Genomic DNA, 21350 nt, shown 5'->3' with positions numbered 1-21350 from the left:
GTCTAGCCAAACCAGCTGTCGCCTGTTGGTCGGTTATTTATTTACAAGCAAACCCTTATTCAGGCATTGTGTGTATCGGTAGCAATTGAATTCGGAGATTTTAGACATGAAAAAATACTATCCCATTTTGGTGTTGGTTCTGGCCGCGGCCGGCTGCCAATTTCAACAGCCCGGCTATTTACAGATGGTATCGGCAACTGAATTGCATAATATTTTGCAAAATCAGGATGTACTGTTAATCGATGTGCATACGCCGGAACAAAAGCACATCAAGGGTACCGATTTGGTGATTCCATATAACCAAATCGAGGCGAATCAGGACAAACTGCCGGCGGACAAAAATACGCCGATTTACTTGTATTGCGAGGGTGGACCGATGGGCAATGCGGCGGCAAGGTCGTTGCATGCCTTGGGTTACGATAATTTATTCAATCTTGATGGCGGTACGCACGCCTGGGAAAATGCCGGATTGGAGTTCGAATAAGCCGTTGCGGGTCATTGCCGTTGGCGGCTTACAAGCGTCGACCAGATTAAGGAGGCGCGAACTTGTCGTATCATGGGGGTCGAAGTTTGTCGAGACCACCCCGCGGGGAAACCTATGAGCCCAGCCATTACCCGTTACGAAAGAATCGCCAGTTTTGCCGCGCTTTGCGTACTGTTGTTTGCTTGTTATCAGGTGCTGCAACCGTTCATATTCGATCTGCTTTGGGCGGCAATTTTGTGTTATGTCACTTGGCCGCTGTATGCTGGGCTGAGGGATTGGCGTTTGAGTCGCGATTGGGCGGCGATTTGCATGGTATTGCCGATAGGACTGTTGGTGCTGACCCCTTTCGTGGCTGCCGCACTCAACTTTACCGACGACATCAACCGGGTGTTGCGTTGGCTGGGGGATAATTCCCACACCTGGCCGCCACCGCCGGACTGGCTAAAAAACCTGCCTTGGGTTGCTGAAAGCGTCGTCGAATCCTGGAAAAGTTTTGGTGAAGATTCGGGACGGGTTATTAATATGGCCCGCCAGTATGCCTTAAGCGTCAGTAGCTGGATTTTAAAGCAAAGCATCAGTTTGGCGGGCGAGCTGATGCACATGGGGTTGAGCATACTGGTGCTGTTTTTCTTTTATCGCGATGGTGAGCGTGTCGCTGAACACGCCATCAGCGTGGTCGAACGATTGGCGGGCGAGCAAACCCAACGCATTCTGCATATTGTTCGTACCAGTTTGCGGGCCGTGGTGTATGGCATACTCGGCACGGCACTGGCGCAGGCCTTGGTGTCGATATTGGGTTTCGTGATTGCCGGTGTGCCTTATGCGTTTGTGTTGGGTGTGGTGGCGTTCTTTTTGATGATCATTCCGGCCGCGGGCACTCTGGTCTGGCTGCCGATTTCCATCTGGTTGCTGATGGAAGGCGAAACCGGTTGGGCTATTTTTATTGCCCTGTGGTTTTTGCTGTTGGTGGGCACCATAGACAATTGGTTGCGGCCCATTTTGATCAGCCGGGAAGTGGAACTGCCGTTTGTGTTGATTCTGTTTGGAATTTTCGGTGGCTTATTGGCCTTCGGTTTTATCGGTGTTTTCATCGGGCCGACTTTGCTGGCCACCAGCTATGCGCTGATGCTGGATTGGCTGATCCGCAAGGAGCAGGAAACATTGGCTGTCCCGGTTGATGACGAGCAGGCCGATTGACGGCTTCCGCCCGCTCAGGTGCTTGCCAGGGCAGGTTTTTTTAGCGACTTGATCACCGGCTGGGATAACGCTGCCGATAAGCGATGCCAGCCGGTTTCGCTGGCAGGTAAGCCAATTCGCAGACTGGCCGGGTTGTGGAACAGGCGAGTCAATATGCCTTGTTCAGCCAGTAATGTATGTAATTCAGCGGCATCATCGGTTTTTAGCCATTGAAACAAGTGGCACCCGCCTTGAGGCGGCCAGCCGCTTTTTATCAGCAATTTGCGCAAACGGCCGCCCTGTTGTTGCAACAGGGCGGCCGTTTGTTGTCGCCAGTCGCGATCGGCCAGCGCTTGTGCCGCGACGAAACGGCCCGGATGGCTGATAGTCCAGGGCCCCAGAAGTTCCGCCAGCAGCGCCAGCACGGTTTGTTCGGCTATTACAAAACCGCAGCGAATCCCCGCCAGGCCGAAAAATTTGCCTATCGAGCGTAACAGAATCAAACCCGGGCGGACCGGCATGCTGGTCAGACTGTATTCCGGTATGCCGTCCATAAACGCTTCATCGACGATCAACCAGCCGCCGCGTCGGCTAAGATGAGTATGCCATGCCAGCAATCGCTCGGGACGCCAAAGTTTACCGGTGGGATTGTTGGGGTTGATGATGATTAGCACATCCAGGTCATTCAATTGCCGGTCCAGATTGTCTGCTTCGACAATCCGCAGCTGGTGTCCGGCTTTTTGCCAGCCGGCGGCATGCTCGGCGTAAGCCGGATGCAACACGCCGATCCGGCAGGCGGGCCGTAATAACGGTAAGGTTTGAATGGCCGCCTGGGAACCGGCCACCGCCAGTATGGCATCGTTTTGATAATAGGCGCGGGCGGCTATCAGCAAGCCATCGTCGTCCTCCGGCAGCCGTTGCCAGCAGGCGGCGGGTATGGCCGGTACCGGCCAGCCGTGGGGGTTGATGCCGGTGGATAAATCTAGCCAGTCGGACAAGGGTATCCCGTAACGGCCGGCAGCCTGGCGTAAACGCCCGCCATGTTCAAGCAAGGCTTTCTCCCAAGCCAATGAGTAAAAGCCATAACCCCAGGGTGTGATAAATCAAGCCTGTGGCAAGTTGGATATCGGCGTCCGTGGGTGTCTGATTGCCGCCGAACCAGGGTTTTTGTTTTAGTTGTCCGTGGTAGCAGGCCGGGCCGCCCAGTTGTAGATTTAATGCGCCCGCACCCGCCGTCATCACCGGACCGGCATTGGGGCTGTCGAGTAAATGCGCCTGGTTTTGCCAGGCATCAATAGCTTGGCGGGAATTGCCGATAGCGGCATAACTTAGAGCGGTCAAACGGGCGGGAATCCAGTTTAACAGGTCGTCGAAACGGGCCGCTGTCCAACCGAAATGCCGATAACGCGGAGTTTTATAACCCCACATCGCATCCAAGGTATTGCAAAATCGATACAACAGGGCGCCGAACGGTCCCAGCAACACAAACCAGAACAGCGGCGCAAACACGGCGTCGGCGCCGTTTTCCAATACCGATTCGACGGTTGCTCGTCTTACATCATCCATGGTCATGTCTGCTGTTTGCCGGCTGACGATCTTGCCGACTTGTAGCCGGGCCGCTAATAAATCATCGGCGGTCAATGCCTGGTGAACGGCATGGGCATGTTGCCGCAGGCTGCGGGCGCTGATACAAAAATACAGGACGGCGATACTAAAAATAGTTTGCTGGTTGGGCGGCAGGGTTAGGTAGAGCAGAAAGAATAGGCACGGAGACATAGCGCAAAGCCAGGCCATCATGCCCAGTGCTTTTTGACCTTGCGGCGAATATTGCGGTTTACGGAAAACCCTTTCAAGCCACGCAGCCCAGCGGCCGAAAGCAACCAAAGGATGATAGGCGTTACGTGGTTCGCCTAGCCAATAATCGAGAGCAACGGCGCAGAGCAGGGTTAATGTGAGTGTCATGCAAGAGAAGTGGGAGGGCAATATCTGCCCTCCCATGGATGTTTAAGCGGTTTGATGAGAGGCTCGTTGAGCGATCATGTGTTTGATGGCGCTAACTGCCGCGAAAATGACTACACCATAGACCAGCGTGGAGCTCATATAAGGTGGGTAATACATGGCGAAGCGCTCGACGAATTGAGCCCAGTTGCCTTCGGGATAGCGACCGGACAGCAGGTAAAAGCTGCCGTTGGAAACCAGGAAGGCTGACGAGGTGGCTACGACTAATGCCGCAAATTGTTTGGCCAGTGCGGCAGGCGCCAATCTTGTAAACTGGCGGCACCATTTACCACCCAGCCACATGGCGGCATAAGTCGGAATCAAAAACAGATAGGCTTGCGAGACGCAAAAATCGCTGACGCCTAGTTTGGTGATGGCCAGATAATCGATCAGGCCGGCTTCTATCAGCAAAGTAGCGAATAAATAACGGCCGCCCAGCCACAGGCCGGCCAGGAAAAAGATGGCCAAGGAAGCATCCGGCAACGCGAAGGGTGTGCCGAAATGATGGAAACGGGTGGCGGCCATCAGGGCCATCAGGGCAACTGCGCCGGGTTTTACGGTTAGTGTGGGTAAGCTCATGAGTGTCTCCCAAGAATCAATTGTTGTAATGAATGGTAAAAAAGAAGTTTCGGCCGAAATTGTTGTAAGTATCGACGGTTTGATACTGTTTATCCAGTAGATTGTTTAATTTAGCGCTGAGCATCCAGTTTTTGTTGATGTGGTAGGCGGTGCGCAGGTCGACGGTGACGAAGCCACTGACCTTGGTGAGATTGGCACGGTCATCGAAGCGGCTGCCTTGGGCGATGACATGAGCGCCGACATCGACCGCGTCGAAGGAACGGGACAAATCATATGAAAGCGTCTGCGAGGATCGGCGCGCCAAATTCAGGTTGGTAACCCTATCCCTAGGGCTCAGCAAGGCCATATTCAAACTGTTGTTCCAGCCAAGGATCCGAGTCGAGAGTTCGCCTTCTATGCCGTCGATTTGGGCTTTATCGACATTTTCCACCGGGAAAATCGCGATCAAATTGTCGATGTTGGTATGGTAGGCCCGCAGCTCCCAGCTGGCTATTTCATGGTTGCCGGCAATACCGGCTTCGAAGCTGGTGGATTGTTCAGCCTTCAAATTCGGGTTGCCGTAATTCGGAAAATACAGCTGGTTGAAGGTGGGTGCCTTGAAGGCGTTGCCGAAGCTGGCGAAGGCGCTGAGGCCGTAATCCCAGTTATAACGCCAGCCGAAATTGCCGGTGACGCTTTCGCCGAAGGCTTGGTTATCGTCCCAGCGCAAGGAGGCGTTCAGGAAATGGTCGTCAAACAGGCTGCTGTGCAATTCGCCGAAAACACCGACATCGTAACGAGAGGTTTCGTAGTAGCGGGTTGAGCTTTGTACTTCGTCGACCCGGTAGTCGGTGCCCAAAGTGACCCGATGATTAGGGTTTATCGTAATATTATTCAGCCAGGTAGCGTTCCAGCGACTGGTGTTAAAGCGGCTAAAAAAGCTGCCGTTGGGGTGAAAGCTATCGCCATCATCCTGGGTTTGACCGAACCGCAAAGTAGAGCGCCAGTTATCCAGAATGTCGAAGCTGGCCGTGCTGCCCACTACCTGATTGACGAAATCGGTTTTATTCGGTGTGCCGTCAAATTCGGTTTTGCCGAACGAGCGCATAAAAAACGCCTCGATTTCCGAGTTGTTGTCGAAGCGATGGCCGGCTCGAGCATTAATGCCGGTATTGTAATAGCCGTCTCTGTCGGGTTCATTGATAGCAAAGAACCCTGTTGTGGGTTGTCGGGCATCGATGCCCTGGCTATTCATATGCGAAGCGCCCAGGGTGTACCAGCTATTTTGCCATTTACCGCTCACGGTGCCGGATGTGGTAAATGTGTCGAACGAGCCCGCGCCGGTTTCCAGGGTGACGCTGGGTTTGTCGGTTTGCGTGCCCTTACGGGTGAAAATTTGAATCACCCCGCCGATGGCTTCTGAGCCGTATAGGCTGGATTGCGGGCCGCGAATAATTTCGACCCGCTCGATTTGATCTATGGGGATGAATTGGAATGCCGCCGAACCGGAAGTCACCGAGCCGGCTTTGATGCCGTCTATCAATACCAGAATATGGTCCGAATTGGTGCCGCGCATGAAGATACTGGTGTTCTTGCCGTAACCGCCTTGTTCGGTCATATCGATGCCGGGGGCGGTTTTTAATAATTCCGGCAGGGTTCTGACTTGACGTTTTTCGATGTCTTCGCGGGTGAAGACCGTGGTGGCGGTTGCCAATTCATGGCGGGCGGTTTCCGTGCGGGTTGCCGTGACCACGGTTTCTGGCAGGTTGATGTCCTCGCTGTATGCATTCGTCGAAAAAATTAAAGAGGTGCTGGCGCCGGCCAGCATTATTGAACCGAATAAGATTTTTTGCATGTTGTCCTCTGCGCCCACCGCGCATCCGGGTAAATAAAGGACAGAGGAAAAAACCGCAAACGAAAAAGGCGAAGACAGGCTGCGACCATTTCGTCAACAGCCCTCCGCTGTCTCGAATGATCTTTCCGGCCAGTCTCCGGGCTTATAAGTGGCTTTGTGGCCTGAACCGCGGCCTTCCCATGCAATGCACAGTGGCGTTCACGCAGTTCTTTTACTTATCTACCGTTGCGGGGGCAGCGTCGGCATGGCGGCTTTGATAAAGCGCGGCACCGACTTCCTGTTTAAGCCGGATCAACGTACTGATCCGGGCACCTGAAAGAGGGACGGCAATTTTAGGCGGTTAAGTTTTGAATGACAAGTGAATTTGCTTTTGTGAGTCAGGTGCTATGTTAGGTTAATAATTGCAAATACCCTGTTCCATGCTATAAATTGGCCTATATTTAAACGTAATTCTTCTTAAAAAAACAAACACGGGCGATATTATGGATATTCAATCTAAGCTGCTAGGCGATCAACAAGTTAATCCCGATACCATCATTACTTTTCCCAAAGGGATTCCCGGTTTTGAGGATCAAACTCGCTTTAAACTTTTTCATCAGGAAGGCAGTGAGATTGTGTTTTGGTTGCAAGGGGTAGATAGCGACGAATTGACGCTGTCAGTAGCGAGTCCTGCGCATTTCAATATCAATTACAATTTTGTTTTGAGCGACGATGAGCAAAAGTTATTGCAGGCCGATAATAGCGATGAGCTGGTGATTCTGCTCGTGTTGCATAAGGAAGAGGGGGACGGAGCCGGTAAGCCCACCATCAAAGGTTCGATTAAATCGCCTTTGGTCATTAACAGCAGTAAACGGATTGGCTTGCAAAAGGTTTTGGTGAATATCGAGCAAAGTATCACGCTGACCGAAAAAGTCAGTGAAATCGATGTGTCTGAAGCGTAATTAGGAAAGGTCAACCGCCGCGGTCCGCGGCGGTTGCTAGTCGATCAAGCGGCCTGAACCGGGATGGAGTGGCTGGAATGGCTGATTTTGTTGTTGCCGTCAAAGTAAACCAGGGTGGGGTGATAATTTTTCAATTCCTTTTCATCCAGGCTGGCAAAAGCCGCCACGATGATCAAGTCACCCGGACACGCTAAACGTGCCGCGGCACCGTTGATGGAGAATACCCCGGAGCCCTCTTCCGCCCTAATCGCATAGGTGGTGAAACGTTGGCCATTGTTGATGTTGTAGATGTGAATTTGCTCGTATTCCCGAATCCCTGAAAAATCGAGTATTTTGCCGTCAATGGCACACGAACCCTCATAGTCGAGTTCGGAATGCGTTACACGCGCCCGGTGTAACTTGGCTTTTAGCATGTTTATGTGCATAGTGAACTTCGTAATATACCAAGGGATTGCAAATTATGCCCGAAACGAAGCAGGCTATCAAATTTAAGCGCCCGTTACAGCCGCTTCGGATTTCGCTCGGGCCCAATTGCCGCGAGTGAAATATATATTGTCGATCAAGCGGGTTTTACCCAGTTTGGCCGCGATCAGAATGACCAATTCCGCGTCGTTTTCCGTGGCCGGCAATAAATCCGCGCTGCGGCAAATTCGAAAATAATCCAATAAAAAGCCTGCATCCTGTAGGATTTTTGTTTGCCGGTCTATGGCGGATTGATAATCGGTTGAGCCCGACAAAACCGCGTCTCGGGTTGCGCATAGCGCCCGATACAGCAGCGGGGCGTGTTGCCTTTCCGGTGTGGTCAGGTAGCTGTTGCGCGAGCTCATTGCCAAACCGTCGGCCTCTCTCACCGTCGGCACGCCCTGAATGGTAACCGGAATGTTCAGGTCGGCGACCATGGTGCGAATCACCGCCAATTGCTGGAAATCCTTCTCGCCCAGCAGCAATAAATCCGGCTGTACCATGTTCAGTAATTTGCAGACTACAATCGCCACGCCGTCGAAATGCCCGGGTCGGCTGGCTCCGCAGTGCAGCGTGGACAGTCCCTTTACCGAGACCTGAGTTTGTAGCGGTGTCGGGTACATTTCCACAACACTGGGCAGGAAAAGCAAGTCGGTACCGCAATCGGCCAATTTTGCTTGATCCGGTTGCTCGGTGCGCGGGTAACTGGCAAAGTCTTCGTTGGGGCCGAACTGGGCCGGATTGACAAATATGCTGACGACGACCCGGTCAGCCTGTTGTTGGGCTGTTTTTACCAGCTGGATATGACCGGCATGCAGATTACCCATGGTGGGTACGAACGCGACACGCTGCCCGTTTTGCCGCCACGCCGTGATCGCGAACCTTAAATCTTTTATGCTGCGGACTATCTGCATCGAATCAGTAAGTATGTTCGGTCGCTGGGAATTGGTTGCTTTTTACGGCATGATGATAGCGTCTGACTGCATCTTCAATGCTGTCGGCATCGGCCATAAAGTTTTTGGAAAACCGCGGGCGATTGCCGGCGGTGATGTTCAGCATATCGTATAGCACGAGTACTTGGCCGTCGCAGGCCGATCCGGCACCGATACCAATAACCGGGATCGTCAGGTTTTTGGTAATTTCCGCGGCCAGTAAAGCCGGAACGCATTCTACAACTAGCAGACCGGCGCCGGCATGTTCAATGGCCAAAGCGTCTTCCAATATTTTTTGCGCCTGCGTCGGTTCCCGTCCCTGTACTTTGTAACCGCCGATACGATTGACTGATTGCGGTAATAAACCTAGATGGCCGCAGACCGGGATGCCCTGTTCCACCAAAAATTCAATCACATCGATTTTAGCGCCTTCCAATTTGACCATTTGCGCGCCACCGGCTTGCATCAGTTGAGCGGCATTCTTCAAGGCATGTGCTGGCGTGGCATAACTGGCAAAAGGCATGTCCGCAACAACAAAGGCCCGTTTTCTAACGCTAGTGACGCAACGGCTGTGATACACCATGTCATGGATGGTAACAGGAAGGGTGCTGTTGTGGCCCTGCACCACCATGCCCAAGGAATCACCCACCAAAATGACGTCGATACCCGCCAGATCCAGTAAAGCGGAAAAGCTGGCGTCATAGGCGGTGAGACTGGCGATTTTTTCGCCGGCTTGCTTCATGGCGCGCAAGTCGGTAATCGAAAGGGTTTTCGGGGCGTCCGCATACAGTGTCATCACTCTATCCTGTGTATGCCGTTCGCGGCACAATTGGCAAGCAGGTTGGTCAGGCTGCCCTTACCGGCAATCCGCAAATCGGCGGGAGCAATATCGGCCAGTGGGTATAAAACAAAGGAGCGATTCGCCAGTTCCGGGTGAGGCACAATCAGATCGGGTTCGTTTAAGATGAGGTCGTCATAGAGTAAAAGATCGAGATCCAGTGTTCTGGCACCCCAGCGAGTCGAGCGCAAGCGGCCGTGTTGATTTTCGATGGCTTGCAATTGCCTTAGTAGCTCCAGGGGCGATCGGTCGGTGCGAATTTGCATCACCGCGTTGATATAGTCGGGCTGATCCTGGGGGCCAACCGGGAAGCTGCTATAAAGCGGAGAAAGTCTTGGCTCTCGAATGCCGGGTAAGGCGCTGATTTCCCGAGCCGCCGTACGCACCTGTTGTAAAGGGGCGTCAAGATTGCTGCCCAGGCCAATATAGGCCTCATGCCAATTCGAAGCCTGGCTCATTGCGGGGTATCCGGTTTGTTTCGACTACGGTAGCGACGGGGTTTGCCCTTGGATTTGGTTGCGCTACCTTTGGGCGGTGCTGTCATTTTTCTGCGCAAGTCTTCGTCGGCCGCCTGGAAGCGTGTCCACCAGTCGACCAGTTGCGGATCGGCGCCACCGGTCTCCGACCGCAATTGCAGGAAATCGTAGGCGGCCCGAAATTTCGGCTGTTCGAGTAAACGATAAGGTCTGGCGCCAAAGGTTTTGGAGAATTTATTTTGTAAGAACCATACATCACGCATCGATTGGGTAATGTGGCGAGGCATGGCGGTAATTTTGATTTGTCGGCTTAATACTTCATTAGCTGCGTTTTGGTAGGCGATGGTTTCGTGCTCGCCTTGCTGAATGCGTTTCTCGGCGGCCAGTTGCAACGGTTCCCATAGCAAAGCGGCCAGCAAAAAATAAGGCGTCAGACTTTTGCCGTCGGCAAAGCGGGAGTCGGAGTTTTCCAGGGCTCTGATCAAAAACAGGCGCGGGAAATCTTGGTCCTGAGTTTCCAGGCATTTATCCGTGGCGGGAAACAGCATGGCGAATAAGCCGTAGTGTCTGAGCATTTCAAAAGTTTGCACGCCATAGCCGGCCAAGAACAGCTTTAATGCTTCATCGTAAAGACGCGCGGCGGGAATGCTTTTTAGTAGCTCTGCCTGGGTATGAATCGGTTGTTCGGTATCCGGGTGTAGGGTGAAACCCAGCTTGACGGCAAAACGGATTGCCCGCAGCATTCTTACCGGATCTTCCCGATAACGCACGCCAGGATCGCCAATTAGGCGCAACACGGCATTGGCATGGTCTTGCATGCCGCCGGTGTAATCCACCACGGAAAAATCGCGGATGTTGTAATACAGTGCGTTAACGGTAAAGTCACGGCGCCAAACGTCTTCTTCCAGGGTGCCGAACACGTTGTCGCGCAACAAACGACCGTCTTCGTGCACGACCTGCTGGTCGGACTCCGCCGTTTCCGAGCCGCGAAATGTGGCGACTTCAATAATTTCCCGGCCAAAGAATACATGCGCCAACCGAAATCGACGGCCAATAATGCGACAGTTTCTAAACACTTGTTTGACTTGCTCGGGGCTGGCATTGGTAGCGACATCAAAATCCTTAGGCTCGCGGCCCAGCAATAAATCCCTGACGCATCCGCCGACCAAGTAGGCTTCATAGTCGGCTCTTTTCAGACGTTGCAATACCTTTAATGCGTTTTCGCTGATTTGGGCGCGCGAGATGCAATGTTCCGAGCGGGGATAGATTCTTGCCTGGCTTTCCTGTCCGGCGCCTATTTCGCTTACGGCTGATTCATTCGCCGAAAAAATTTTTTTGAAGAATTTAAAAATGACAATAACCCTGTAGATAATTTTTAATCCCTGTTTGTTATGCGCGTGAGCCACAAAGTCAGGCCGTTTAGGGCTTTATGATAACACTGGGCAAGATCAGTGCTCAATCCAGCTTCATCTTTTACATTGTGTGACAATATAGTAGAATCAGCAGGTTGGTTGTGTCATGGTCTGATGGCACTGAAAAATTAAGTGGGTTCATCATTTTGCTTGGTGCGATCGGCAAATATTTAGGAGCGAGGGGAAATGTTTAAGAAAATTTTGATCGGTTTTGTTGACCAGCCTTTATTTACCAGTTTATTTGTAACTGACTTTGCCATACTGCTTTTCCATAGACCGCCGTTTTTCTTTTCGGTGGTGATGGTGGGCGCGCTAGTCGCTATGAGTATGTATATGGGGCAAAAACTCGAATTATTCCGCAAATAATTGCAGACGTTCGAAAAAGAAACATCTAAAAAGCCCGCTGCCGAACAAGTTTTGGCGCCGGGCTTTTTGCGTAGAATAGGCGCTGTGGTATACGACGCTTTGTTGTTGTTGGCGGTATGGTTTTTTGCTACCGCCATCCTCCTTCCCTTCAATTCCGGCCAGGCCTTCTCGGCCGATCAATATTTTTTTCCATTTTACCTGCTTGCGGTCAGCTATTTTTTTTATGGCTGGTTCTGGACGCATGGTGGGCAAACTTTGGGGCTCAGAGCCTGGAAAATCAAACTGGTCAATTCAGATGATGCGGCTGTTAATTGGTATCAGGTATCGATACGGTTTTTTGCCGGCATGCTCTCTTGGGCTTGTTTAGGTTTGGGGTTTGTTTGGTGCATTTTCGATAAAAAACGGCTGTGCTGGCATGACCGGTTGTCGAAAACCCGCCTGGTTTTCCTTTCTTCAGAAAAAAGCGGGTAGCAAAAATGAATATGCTATATTCGTGATTCAATTTATCTTTTCGCTCAGTCGGGAGAACTTCATGAAAACTATAACAACATTTTTATCCCTTTTTGCAGCGCTTGTGGCCTTTTCAGCCAATGCCGAAATCAAATTAGACGATAACGCCAAAATTTTGGGTAAATGGAGCGTCACTGCGGAAGCGGCCGCCCTTGATAAAGAAAAGAAAGCTCTCAATGTGACCTGGGATTTTCAAAAAGACGGTACTTTAATGACTATCGGTGAAGATGTCGGTGGGCGCACCAAACAAATGGATATTCCAATTAAATATAGTGTGGTTGATGGCGTGATCAAAAAACAATCCGCACCTGGCCGGGAAAAATATGAAGATTGCCGCGTGGTGGAGTTGAGTGGCAAAGATATGATTTTAAAGTGCAAATATCTGTATTTTTTCCTGACCCGCAAATAAATATCTATTCCAGGCAGGCGGGCAATCGGTTCCTTCTGCCTGATAAAGTCAATACTTATTGGGTTGGTTGATGCGCTAAATACGCAAACGGTTTTGCTAAAGGCTCACCAACAAAAATCCCCTGCCCAGGCTGGGCCACGCTTTTCCAATATGCTTCAATTAAAGAACTCCCTCGCAGGTATTGAGTTATCAATATGCCGGGGTTAGGAAACTTCGCCGGGAAATTGCAAGGCTCGACCACCGCTCCATAGCTACCCGTAACGCCGGCTTTCAGCCACTCCATAATATTCATTTGGCTGCTGCCCGACATCACCCCTCCAGCAGAGGTCAAATGATCCGCAACAGCGCCGGGCAAGTAATGATTATTGCTAATGTACGGCACTGTCCGCAGGCCGGTAAAATAAAACATCACGTCATCGTGGCCGGCGATGTAATCTTGCTCAAGATAATGGACTTGCCAGAATGGCCTCAGGTTTGCCGCTATGGCCGGAAAGGCCGCCGCGCGCGAGCTGCGGGCATTATCTGATGTTCTTAGCAGATAAGCCGCGCCTTGCGGGCGAGTGAAATCGGCCGCTATGCCGCGATCGATCAGTTTTTTAGCCTCGGAAAAGTTTTCCGCGGCCAGTACCATGGTGGGACGCCAGCCGTATTTGTCAAAGGGTCTGGCTTCTTCAGAGGCAAAATAAGGACTGTTCCGGGTTTGCTTGCAACCAGTGGCGCAAAATGACGGATCGTAGCCCGCGGCAAACGCGGTAGTAATCGACATGCACTCGACGCGAAACGGTTGTAGCCAGGTGAGTGCAAAGGCTTGCACGTGTTTAGGCGTTTTTTGGTCCACTTGCTGTTTGATTTTGTTGAATTCGCCGGCACTTAAAAAAGCGTGATGTGGCGCAAAGCGGACATGAATCACCTGCTCGTCAGGTATTTGGCGTTTGAGCCGATAGTAATCGGCGATTTGTCGGCTCAATGGGTCGTTGTCATTGACAATAATAGCCAGATCTTTGGCTTCCAATGCTGTAGTAGGCCTAAACAGCGGGGCGATCTGCGCCGGGACTGAATCAATGCTGATGCCGATCAACAAAATCAGGGTTAATCGGCTGAGCATCGAATTAGAAAAAAACATGGTTTACGCCCAGCAGCAATAATGATGCCGCAGTTATTAAAATAAGCCTGATTTTGATAATCCGCCTAGGGAGAGGCGGATGGCAAGCGGACCAGCAATGCATGCACTCGCTATCAAAATGGGATTATTGCTTGGGCTCGGGAGGTAAGGCCATAACCCTGGCGTCCGGGCCCATCGGAATGGAGTAATCCGTGGTGGAGATAATGTTTTGATTGGCAATATCTACTATGCGTAAGGAAACATAAACATTTTTGCGCCCGGCAGCATAGGTACCGATAACCAGCGCATCCGCATGCACATTATCCAAAGCTTGTTTGGTTTTTTCCGGCAATTCCAAAATGCCTGCTTCGTTTTTGCTGAAAATTTCGGTTGGTAGTTCCATGCCCATTACCCGATAACCGCTTCGATGGATGGCGGAAGAAATCTGATCGGAGACGATACGGCCAAATGGCATGGATTGCCCCAAATCACCGACGTTGACTAATGAATTGATTACAACCAGATTACCTTTAGGCAAAGGTTGTTTCAGGTGTTGCAACAATTGTTCGACCGCTTCGTAACTGACTTCCACCAAGTCGTCGTCTTTCACTTCGCTTTGGTAGCGGTAATATGAGCTGCAGCCGCCGAGCAGGGTTAACGCCAATAGCGAGGAAACAATTATTGGTTTTTTGTTCATGAGGCATCTCCTTTTAAAAGTGTGGGTATTTAGAACTTAAACTAGCTGGATAGTCAATGCTGTTTGTAGTGTAGCAGAGCAAACCCAACCTGCTGCGCGCTGTCAAAGCTTGCTAAAATGAATATATGATCCAGAGGACCCAAAAACCCCACAACCCGTTATTCAAACCGCAAGACCGCTATTTTGTGAATGAACAGGGTTGGTGGTTTTATACCGTGGACAAAATCAATGGGCCATTCAAAACCAAAGCGGATTGTGTCGATGCCTGTCGGTTATATATTCAGAGGCGTGACGGCGTTTTAACCTAACCGATCGATCATGCTTTCCACCTGTTTGGCGAACGCTTTCAGATCGCCACTTTTGACTGTCTCGCGCGGAATGACAATAGCGGCATCAATGTCGACGTAGATGTAGACATATTCTTTATGTCTTTCCACGCGCAGCATGTCGCTCCAGGGGGTTTTATGTTTGCCTCCGGGTGATTTTTCCAGCAAATGTTCGGGTTCTATCTTTAACTGATGGATGCCGTACATGGCTTTTTTTTCCGCCTCGGTATATTTGTCGAAAAATTGTCGGCGCAGATCGATTTTCATGATAAACGGGGAGGCAATACCCCAGCCCACCGCCAGTAATGTGATGTAGGCGGTGGTCATCATGTCGACGTAGTAAACATAGTAAAACAGGCCGAATACCAGCATGACGCCGGGTACCAATAAGCGATTCTGGCGGATTTTTTTCTGCATTACCGGATCGTTGGCCAGCCTTAATTCGTTAAAGTGGACCAGATCTTTCTCGCGGAATTCGTATTCTATTTCTAACATTCAGTTGTCTCTTTGGGTTTAAAGTTAGTGCATTTTGATTTTAGCGTGGGTACTGCGCCGAAACAGGTTGGACAGTGTCAGCATCGCGGTACGGAAATAGCCGTGGATGGCAACTTGATGCATCTTATATAAGGACAAATACACTACGTACGCAATAAAGCCGCCGATACTAACTGTACCCATCAGGCTGCCCATTAAGCTGCCGACCGTGCTGAATTTGCCCAACGACACCAACGAGCCGTAATCGTGATAAACAAACGGTACCGCCGGCTTGCTTTTCAGGCGGTTGACGATAGTTTTCGCTACGGTCGAGGCTTGTTGATGGGCGGCCTGGGCACGCGGTGGCACGTTGCCGCCATGACCGACCCACTGGCAAGCAGCGCAATCGCCGATCGCGAAAATATTGTCGTCGCTAGTTTTGAGTGTCTGATCGACCACCAACTGGTTGATATGATTGGTTTCCAAGCCGTCCAGGTTTTTCATCCAGTCCGGCGCTTTGATGCCGGCCGCCCAGACTTTCAGGTCCGCGTCGAATACTTCGCCGTCATGAGTGTGCACGGCGGTCGCTGTCACTTCGGTAACTCGGCGGCCCAATTTCAAATTGATGCCCAGTTTAACCAGCTGTTCCTGGGTTGCTTGCGACAGTCGCGGCGGCAAGGCCGGTAGTAACTGGTTAGCGGCTTCGATGATGGTGATATTGACCTTGATTGAGCCTTCCAAGCCGTAAGTCGCCAGTAATTTGGTTACTTCGTGCAGCTCGGCCGATAATTCCACACCGGTGGCGCCGGCGCCGACGATCACGATCGATAAAGGCTTGTCTCTTTGATGGCTTTGACTGGCGTACGATTGGATGTAGTAAGTCTCGACCAGTTGTTTTTGGAAGCGATAAGCCTGAGCGGTGGTGTCGATGAACATGCAGTTTTGATCGACGCCGTTGATGCCGAAGGTATTGCTGACACTGCCTACCGACATCACCAACGTGTCGTATTTAAAGATGCGCCTCGGGATCAGTTCGACGCCTTGCTTATTGGTGATGGGGCTGACGATGATTTCCTTGGCTTCGCGATTCAGGCCTTCCATTCTGCCAAACAGAAAGCGGAAATGGTTGCGGTGAGCTTGGGCCAAGTATTCGACTTCTTCAGCTTCCGCCAAGGTACCTGAAGCCACTTCATGGAGCAGCGGTTTCCATATATGCGTGGATGCGGCATCCAGCAGGGTAACTTCCGCAAGGCCGGTTTTGCCCAATTGTTGACCAAGACGGGTTGCTAATTCCAGGCCGGCAGCGCCTCCGCCGATAATCAGGATCTTGTGTATGTCATCAGCCATGTCGTACTTTCCCCTTAAGATGGCGGGCGCTTGAGGCGCATAAAAAATTGTCCATTATTATTGTTGATTTCCATGGCGGGCATTATAACCAATCGCGTCGTGACTGGCCGAGTTTGAAACGCTGAACCCAAAAACCGCTAATCCAGGCGAACAATTAGCCGAGTACCTATACAATCGACCGGCGGAGTTAATGGACGGTTAAGTTTGGCTTGTCAGATTGATCGGGCATTGCTTCAAAAACATATCAATCCTTAGGCATAGGAGCTACGCCATGACGAAAACATTTCTTGGTGAAGGCGCGAACTGGCGGCGTTTTGCTGGCTTATTGAGTCGCCTGATTCCGCAAATTTTACTGATTATTTTGATGGTGGGGTGTGCTTCCGATGCGCCGAAACCGCCCATTCCGGATCGAGCGGAAACGCCTGGTTACGATAGTCAAGCGGCCTATAACAAGCCCTATACCATTAACGGTAAAACATATTATCCCCTGTTATCGGCGGAGGGATATCGTATGCGTGGCGTTGCTTCTTGGTATGGTGCCGAATCAGGTAACCTGACAGCAATGGGCAGTCGGTTCAATCCTAATCGATTGACCGCCGCGCACAAAACCTTGCCTTTGCCGTGCAAGGTAAAAGTAACCAATATAAAAAATGGGCGATCTATTGTGGTGACGGTTAACGATCGAGGCCCTTTTCACAAAAATAGGCTGATCGATTTATCGCGTGCTGCGGCAAAACAATTAGGTGTTAAAGGGTTGGCGGAAGTTGAAGTGGAATATATGGATGATTCGGGCGAGGAATCGTAATGTTTCAGTACTTTAAAAAAATGGCTGTATTTAAAATGAGGGTATTGTTTTAGCGGCATGATAAGGCTGCAACATGTCTTTACGGGGCTCTGGGTCATGCTTTTAGTGCGCGGTCTGTGCTATATTTCCAAAACTTTATTGCGGAGCTTTCCGCGTTTTGGATGATTGCCGTAGTTATGAGAGTCAACACACTACTTTTCCTGGTTTCATTGGCTGTGTTTATGCAGGCCTGTGGCCAAACTGGTCCTCTGTACTTGCCCGATAGTCAGCCTCCCGTTTACGTTCCTAAACAATCGCCCGACGAAGAACAATAATCATGGATTTTTTTAATTATCGACAAACTAAGTTGTTTGCCGAAGATCGTGCTGTTGAAGATATTGCTGCAAAATTCGGCACACCTTGTTATGTTTATTCCCGGGCCACGTTAGAACGTCACTGGCACGCATTTGATGATGCATTTAACGGATATCCGCATTTGATTTGCTATGCCGTCAAAGCTAATTCCAATCTAGCTGTTCTAAACGTGTTGGCTCGCTTGGGTTCGGGTTTTGATATTGTTTCGATGGGCGAAATGCAGCGGGTATTGGCGGCCGGCGGCATGCCTGAAAAAATTGTGTTCTCCGGTGTCGGTAAACGCGAGGACGAAATTCGGGCGGCATTACGGGTTGGTATTCGCTGTTTTAATGTAGAAGTTAGTGGTGAGCTGGATAGAATCAATCGCTTGGCCGGAGAATTAGGTGTTATAGCGCCGGTATCCTTTAGAGTGAATCCGGATGTCGATGCCAAAACCCATCCTTATATTTCCACCGGACTCAAGGAAAACAAATTCGGCGTCGACATACAGTCGGCTATCCATGAATACCGCCGCGCCGCGCAAATGCCTCATATAAAAATAGTGGGTATCGACTGCCATATCGGCTCGCAATTGACTGAAACCGCACCTTTTCTGGATGCCATGGATAGGGTGTTGGTATTGGTCGATCAGCTACGCTCAGAAGGAATAAGCTTGCATCACCTGGACTTGGGTGGTGGTTTGGGGATCTGCTATCGAGACGAGCGGCCGCCGCTGCCTGCTGAATATGTATCGGCTCTCTTGGCTAAATTGGCGGGCAGGAGCTTCGAGATTTTGTTGGAACCAGGGCGCGCCATTGTCGGAAATGCCGGGATTTTGCTGACTAAAGTGGAATACCTGAAGCCGACGGCGGGCAAAAATTTTGCGATTGTCGATGCGGCGATGAATGATTTGGTCCGGCCGTCATTGTACGGTGCCTGGCAGGAAATTATTCCGACTGACACGGACAGTATTGCGGAGCCGTTGACCTGGGATATTGTCGGGCCGGTATGCGAAACCGGAGACTTTCTGGGGAAGAACAGGGAATTGAAAATTAGGCCTGGCGATTTGCTAGCCATACGGTCGGCGGGTGCTTATGGGTTTACCATGAGCTCAAATTACAATTCGCGACCACGTCCGGCAGAAGTTATGGTAGATGGAGTGCATGTCAACTTAGTTAGGGACAGGGAGAGCTTCGAGCAGTTGTGGGCTGGTGAAAAGCTGTTGCCGGTCTAAATATGATCATTAATTTCACAAAAATGCATGGGTTAGGTAATGACTTTGTGGTTATTGATGCCATCAATCAAGTCATTCATTTAACCGCCGAGCAAATTCGTTTTATTGCGGATCGTCATTTTGGCGTAGGCTGTGATCAGCTTTTATTGGTGGAAAGGCCGGTTAGAGAGAATGCTGATTTTAAATACCGGATTTTTAATGCCGATGGTGGCGAGGTTGCTCAATGTGGCAACGGTGCGCGCTGCTTTGCGCGGTTTGTTCGGGATAAAAAATTAACCGACAAAGATGAGGTTACGGTTGATACCGATGCCGGACCGCTGCTGCTACGCTTTATTGCGGATGGCCTAGTGACGGTCAATATGGGCGCGCCAAAGCATGCTCCTGCGCAAGTTCCGCTGTTAATGGAGGATGAAGCATTGCTGTACCCTGTGGAGCTCGATGGTAGCGTTATCAAATTTGCCGCGGTATCCATGGGTAACCCTCATGCGGTGATTCAGGTGGTTGATGTGAGCAACGCGCCCCTGGAGGTCGTGGGTGCGCAGTTAGAGCGGCATCAGCTTTTTCCTGAAAGAGTTAATGTAGGCTTCATGCAGATTGTGAATCGGCGGCAGATTAAGCTAAGGGTATACGAGCGCGGCGCCGCTGAAACATTAGCCTGTGGCAGCGGTGCTTGTGCGGCTGTAGTGGCCGGGATTGAGCAGGGTTTGCTCGATAGTAGTGTGTCTGTTGGCTTGCCCGGCGGAGATTTATTGATTGAATGGGGCGGTCGCGGGCAACCGGTTTTTATGAGTGGTCCGGCGGTGTCGGTTTACGAGGGACAAATACGGATATGAATGAGCAGCAGCAAGAGCAATTAGCCGAACAGCAAATTGTCGACTATTTACAGCAACATCCGGGATTTTTTAAGAATCATTTAGGCTTGCTTGAGCAGATGTTGATTCCGCACCCCAGCGGAAATGCAATTTCCTTAATCGCTAAACAGCTTGATCTTTTTAGGGCCAAGCATCAGGAACAGGAGAATCAGTTAACTGCGCTGATTGATATAGCCCGCGAAAATGATGCGGCTTTTAAGCGTATGCATGAGCTGACATTGGCGATGCTGGAAGCTGCTTCATTGCAAGAGGCCATTGCTAATTTAAATGAAGTGCTGGCAGAGAGCTTTTTAACTGATTTCGTGGCAGTCAAGATTATCAAACTAAAATCTGATTCGCCGTTAAACAACCTGTTTGTGAATCCGGATGATAAGAGTCTAGGGCATTTTTCAAGCGAATTATCGGGGCATCAGCCCAGGTGCGGGCGACCAACATTAGCGCAAGCGCAGTTTTTGTTTGGCGAGGCAGCTGCCGAGGTTCGTTCGTGCGCAATTATTCCCATGCTATACACACAGTTAGATGGCCTGCTGGCGATAGGCAGCCGAGACGAGGGGCGGTTTCATTACAGTATGGGAAGCGTGTTCCTGACTCAGATGGGTGAAATTGTCGGTACGCGTTTGATTTCTTTATTGCAAAACTTGGAATAGACATGGTAAATGAAGCCCGGCAATCCATAGCAATGTTTTTGGATTATATGCGCGGCGAGAAATGGGCTTCCGGACATACCTTGGCTAATTACAGTCGTGATTTGGTGCGTTTGCAAAAGTTTTGTGCTGAGAGGGATTTAAGTAGTTGGCGGCTTTTAACAAATACAGATATCAGGCAGTATGTTGCCGCCAGACATAAATCCGGTATAGGCGCAAAGTCAATACAGCGTGAATTGGCGGCAATTCGAAGTTTTTTTAGGTTTTTGTTAAAAAAACAGTTAGTCGATCAAAATCCTGCTCAAGGTGTACAAGCACCTAAAGTAAGCAAAAAATTGCCAAAAACCTTGGATGTCGATCAGGTTGCGGGCATATTAAACGCCAAGCCGGACTCCGTTTTGGAAATCCGCGATTTGGCTATGTTCGAATTATTCTATTCGTCCGGTCTCAGATTGAGCGAGTTGGTCATGCTTGATAATGCTGATTTGAGTATGTCGGATGGGTTTTTAAGGGTGCGGCACGGTAAGGGCGGAAAACAAAGACAGGTGCCGGTTGGATCGAAAGCAATCAAGGCAATTCAGCAATGGATGGCTTATCGGCCGGATTGCGAGTCTCCAGCTTTATTTGTTTCGGCGCGTGGAGCGCGGTTGGGTCAGCGCAGCGTGCAGTTGCGCTTGGAAAAATGGTGTCGTAAAAATGGTTTGGCCGAACAGATCCATCCGCATATGTTAAGGCATTCGTTTGCCAGTCATTTGCTGGAATCCAGTCAGGATATACGCGCCGTGCAGGAATTGCTCGGACACGCGGATGTCAGCACAACCCAGATTTATACCCATTTGGATTTTCAGCATTTGGCCAATGTATACGATAAGGCGCATCCCCGGGCCAAGCGGTCGAAAATCGATTGAACAAAAAAGAAAAATTCACGTTACATCAATAAGCTAAGTAGGTTGATGTGTTTTTTCCGCGTTTTCAGAAAATAACTGCTTGACGAGAAAGAAAGAGGCCGTATAATGGGCGGCTCTTCGGGGTTGACTGGTTTTGGTTGACGGAGTCTCGGGGCGATGCGGCGGTGTTTAAGTGGTTCGTTGGTGTCGGG

Annotated in this window: 25 protein-coding genes and 1 riboswitch; of the genes, 12 read left to right on the top strand and 13 right to left on the bottom strand. The window is 50.6% G+C overall.

Going from position 1 to position 21350, the window contains the following annotated elements:
- Positions 1-106 precede the first annotated feature (106 nt).
- A complete protein-coding gene (locus tag M0R33_RS20845) occupies positions 107-484 on the top strand; it encodes a rhodanese-like domain-containing protein (protein WP_292573837.1) in 378 nt (125 codons plus the stop codon).
- A 114-nt stretch (positions 485-598) separates the two neighbouring features.
- Positions 599-1681 (top strand): AI-2E family transporter, encoded by a 1083-nt coding sequence (locus M0R33_RS20840; protein WP_292573836.1) that lies wholly within the window; start codon positions 599-601, stop codon positions 1679-1681.
- Positions 1682-1695: 14 nt separating this feature from the next.
- On the opposite strand, the gene cobD is transcribed toward M0R33_RS20840, so the two are convergent.
- Genes cobD through M0R33_RS20820 form a run of 4 tightly spaced genes read right to left on the bottom strand, consistent with a single transcriptional unit; the run spans position 1696 to position 6071 of the window.
- A complete protein-coding gene (cobD, locus tag M0R33_RS20835; RefSeq protein ID WP_292573835.1) occupies positions 1696-2712 on the bottom strand; it encodes a threonine-phosphate decarboxylase CobD in 1017 nt (338 codons plus the stop codon).
- The gene (gene cbiB, locus M0R33_RS20830) at positions 2705-3622 is read right to left on the bottom strand and encodes an adenosylcobinamide-phosphate synthase CbiB (protein ID WP_292573834.1); all 918 of its coding nucleotides are present in this window, start codon (positions 3620-3622) and stop codon (positions 2705-2707) included. Before cbiB ends, cobD begins: the two co-directional genes overlap by 8 nt.
- Before the next feature lie 42 nt (positions 3623-3664).
- Positions 3665-4237, bottom strand: coding sequence for a hypothetical protein (locus M0R33_RS20825; RefSeq protein WP_292573833.1), 573 nt, complete (start codon positions 4235-4237; stop codon positions 3665-3667).
- 16 nt (positions 4238-4253) lie between these two features.
- Positions 4254-6071, bottom strand: coding sequence for a TonB-dependent receptor (locus tag M0R33_RS20820; RefSeq protein WP_292573831.1), 1818 nt, complete (start codon positions 6069-6071; stop codon positions 4254-4256).
- Positions 6072-6180: 109 nt separating this feature from the next.
- Positions 6181-6402: riboswitch (cobalamin riboswitch) on the bottom strand.
- 151 nt (positions 6403-6553) lie between these two features.
- Between M0R33_RS20820 and fliW the strand changes: the two genes are divergently transcribed.
- The gene (gene fliW, locus M0R33_RS20815) at positions 6554-7012 is read left to right on the top strand and encodes a flagellar assembly protein FliW (protein WP_292573829.1); all 459 of its coding nucleotides are present in this window, start codon (positions 6554-6556) and stop codon (positions 7010-7012) included.
- 44 nt (positions 7013-7056) lie between these two features.
- Here the strand turns inward: fliW and panD are convergent, their stop codons facing one another.
- The 5 genes from panD to pcnB all read right to left on the bottom strand — a co-directional run bounded on the left by panD (position 7057) and on the right by pcnB (position 11126).
- Complete coding sequence (gene panD, locus M0R33_RS20810; protein ID WP_292573827.1) at positions 7057-7437, bottom strand: aspartate 1-decarboxylase; 381 nt, start codon at positions 7435-7437, stop codon at positions 7057-7059.
- 63 nt (positions 7438-7500) lie between these two features.
- The gene (gene panC, locus M0R33_RS20805; RefSeq protein WP_292573825.1) at positions 7501-8388 is read right to left on the bottom strand and encodes a pantoate--beta-alanine ligase; all 888 of its coding nucleotides are present in this window, start codon (positions 8386-8388) and stop codon (positions 7501-7503) included.
- Positions 8389-8392: 4 nt separating this feature from the next.
- Positions 8393-9202, bottom strand: a complete 810-nt coding sequence (gene panB, locus M0R33_RS20800) for a 3-methyl-2-oxobutanoate hydroxymethyltransferase (RefSeq protein ID WP_292573823.1) — start codon at positions 9200-9202, stop codon at positions 8393-8395.
- Positions 9202-9702 carry a 2-amino-4-hydroxy-6-hydroxymethyldihydropteridine diphosphokinase gene (folK, locus tag M0R33_RS20795; RefSeq protein WP_292573821.1) on the bottom strand — a complete coding sequence of 167 codons (501 nt, stop codon included), beginning with the start codon at positions 9700-9702 and terminating at the stop codon, positions 9202-9204. The genes panB and folK overlap by 1 nt, the downstream gene beginning before the upstream one ends.
- On the bottom strand, positions 9699-11126 hold the full coding sequence (gene pcnB, locus M0R33_RS20790; protein WP_292573819.1) for a polynucleotide adenylyltransferase PcnB: 1428 nt from the start codon (positions 11124-11126) through the stop codon (positions 9699-9701). The genes folK and pcnB overlap by 4 nt, the downstream gene beginning before the upstream one ends.
- 192 nt (positions 11127-11318) lie before the next feature.
- On the opposite strand from pcnB, the gene M0R33_RS20785 reads away from it, so the two are divergent.
- The 3 genes from M0R33_RS20785 (at position 11319) to M0R33_RS20775 (ending at position 12417) form a co-directional block, all read left to right on the top strand.
- Positions 11319-11498: a hypothetical protein gene (locus M0R33_RS20785; RefSeq protein WP_292573817.1), complete on the top strand. Its 180-nt coding sequence runs from the start codon at positions 11319-11321 to the stop codon at positions 11496-11498.
- The gene (locus tag M0R33_RS20780) at positions 11499-11969 is read left to right on the top strand and encodes an RDD family protein (RefSeq protein WP_292573815.1); all 471 of its coding nucleotides are present in this window, start codon (positions 11499-11501) and stop codon (positions 11967-11969) included.
- Between the two features lie 61 nt (positions 11970-12030).
- Positions 12031-12417 carry a hypothetical protein gene (locus M0R33_RS20775; RefSeq protein WP_292573812.1) on the top strand — a complete coding sequence of 129 codons (387 nt, stop codon included), beginning with the start codon at positions 12031-12033 and terminating at the stop codon, positions 12415-12417.
- A 55-nt stretch (positions 12418-12472) separates the two neighbouring features.
- Here the strand turns inward: M0R33_RS20775 and M0R33_RS20770 are convergent, their stop codons facing one another.
- The 4 genes from M0R33_RS20770 to M0R33_RS20755 all read right to left on the bottom strand — a co-directional run bounded on the left by M0R33_RS20770 (position 12473) and on the right by M0R33_RS20755 (position 16363).
- Positions 12473-13540: a TIGR03790 family protein gene (locus tag M0R33_RS20770; RefSeq protein WP_292573810.1), complete on the bottom strand. Its 1068-nt coding sequence runs from the start codon at positions 13538-13540 to the stop codon at positions 12473-12475.
- A gap of 124 nt (positions 13541-13664) precedes the next feature.
- Positions 13665-14216 carry a FlgO family outer membrane protein gene (locus M0R33_RS20765; RefSeq protein WP_292573808.1) on the bottom strand — a complete coding sequence of 184 codons (552 nt, stop codon included), beginning with the start codon at positions 14214-14216 and terminating at the stop codon, positions 13665-13667.
- A gap of 299 nt (positions 14217-14515) precedes the next feature.
- Complete coding sequence (locus M0R33_RS20760; RefSeq protein WP_292573806.1) at positions 14516-15037, bottom strand: YcxB family protein; 522 nt, start codon at positions 15035-15037, stop codon at positions 14516-14518.
- Between the two features lie 24 nt (positions 15038-15061).
- Entirely contained in the window at positions 15062-16363 is a 1302-nt protein-coding gene (locus tag M0R33_RS20755) for an NAD(P)/FAD-dependent oxidoreductase (RefSeq protein WP_292573804.1), read from the bottom strand.
- Between the two features lie 271 nt (positions 16364-16634).
- On the opposite strand from M0R33_RS20755, the gene M0R33_RS20750 reads away from it, so the two are divergent.
- The 6 genes from M0R33_RS20750 (at position 16635) to xerC (ending at position 21159) form a co-directional block, all read left to right on the top strand.
- Positions 16635-17168, top strand: coding sequence for a septal ring lytic transglycosylase RlpA family protein (locus M0R33_RS20750; RefSeq protein WP_292573802.1), 534 nt, complete (start codon positions 16635-16637; stop codon positions 17166-17168).
- A 161-nt stretch (positions 17169-17329) separates the two neighbouring features.
- Entirely contained in the window at positions 17330-17482 is a 153-nt protein-coding gene (locus tag M0R33_RS24485; RefSeq protein ID WP_366044419.1) for a lipoprotein, read from the top strand.
- A gap of 2 nt (positions 17483-17484) precedes the next feature.
- Positions 17485-18735 carry a diaminopimelate decarboxylase gene (gene lysA / locus M0R33_RS20745; RefSeq protein ID WP_292573800.1) on the top strand — a complete coding sequence of 417 codons (1251 nt, stop codon included), beginning with the start codon at positions 17485-17487 and terminating at the stop codon, positions 18733-18735.
- A 2-nt stretch (positions 18736-18737) separates the two neighbouring features.
- Positions 18738-19568: a diaminopimelate epimerase gene (gene dapF, locus M0R33_RS20740; RefSeq protein ID WP_366044417.1), complete on the top strand. Its 831-nt coding sequence runs from the start codon at positions 18738-18740 to the stop codon at positions 19566-19568.
- Positions 19565-20254 (top strand): DUF484 family protein, encoded by a 690-nt coding sequence (locus M0R33_RS20735; protein WP_292573798.1) that lies wholly within the window; start codon positions 19565-19567, stop codon positions 20252-20254. Before dapF ends, M0R33_RS20735 begins: the two co-directional genes overlap by 4 nt.
- A 2-nt stretch (positions 20255-20256) precedes the next feature.
- Complete coding sequence (xerC, locus tag M0R33_RS20730) at positions 20257-21159, top strand: tyrosine recombinase XerC (protein ID WP_292573796.1); 903 nt, start codon at positions 20257-20259, stop codon at positions 21157-21159.
- The last annotated feature ends 191 nt before the right edge of the window (positions 21160-21350 follow it).

This window comes from Methylomonas sp., assembly GCF_023228165.1.
Classification (GTDB): Bacteria; Pseudomonadota; Gammaproteobacteria; order Methylococcales; family Methylomonadaceae; genus Methylomonas.
The sequence above is the reverse complement of the archived record's forward strand: the minus strand, read 5'-3'. Positions and strand labels throughout refer to the sequence as shown.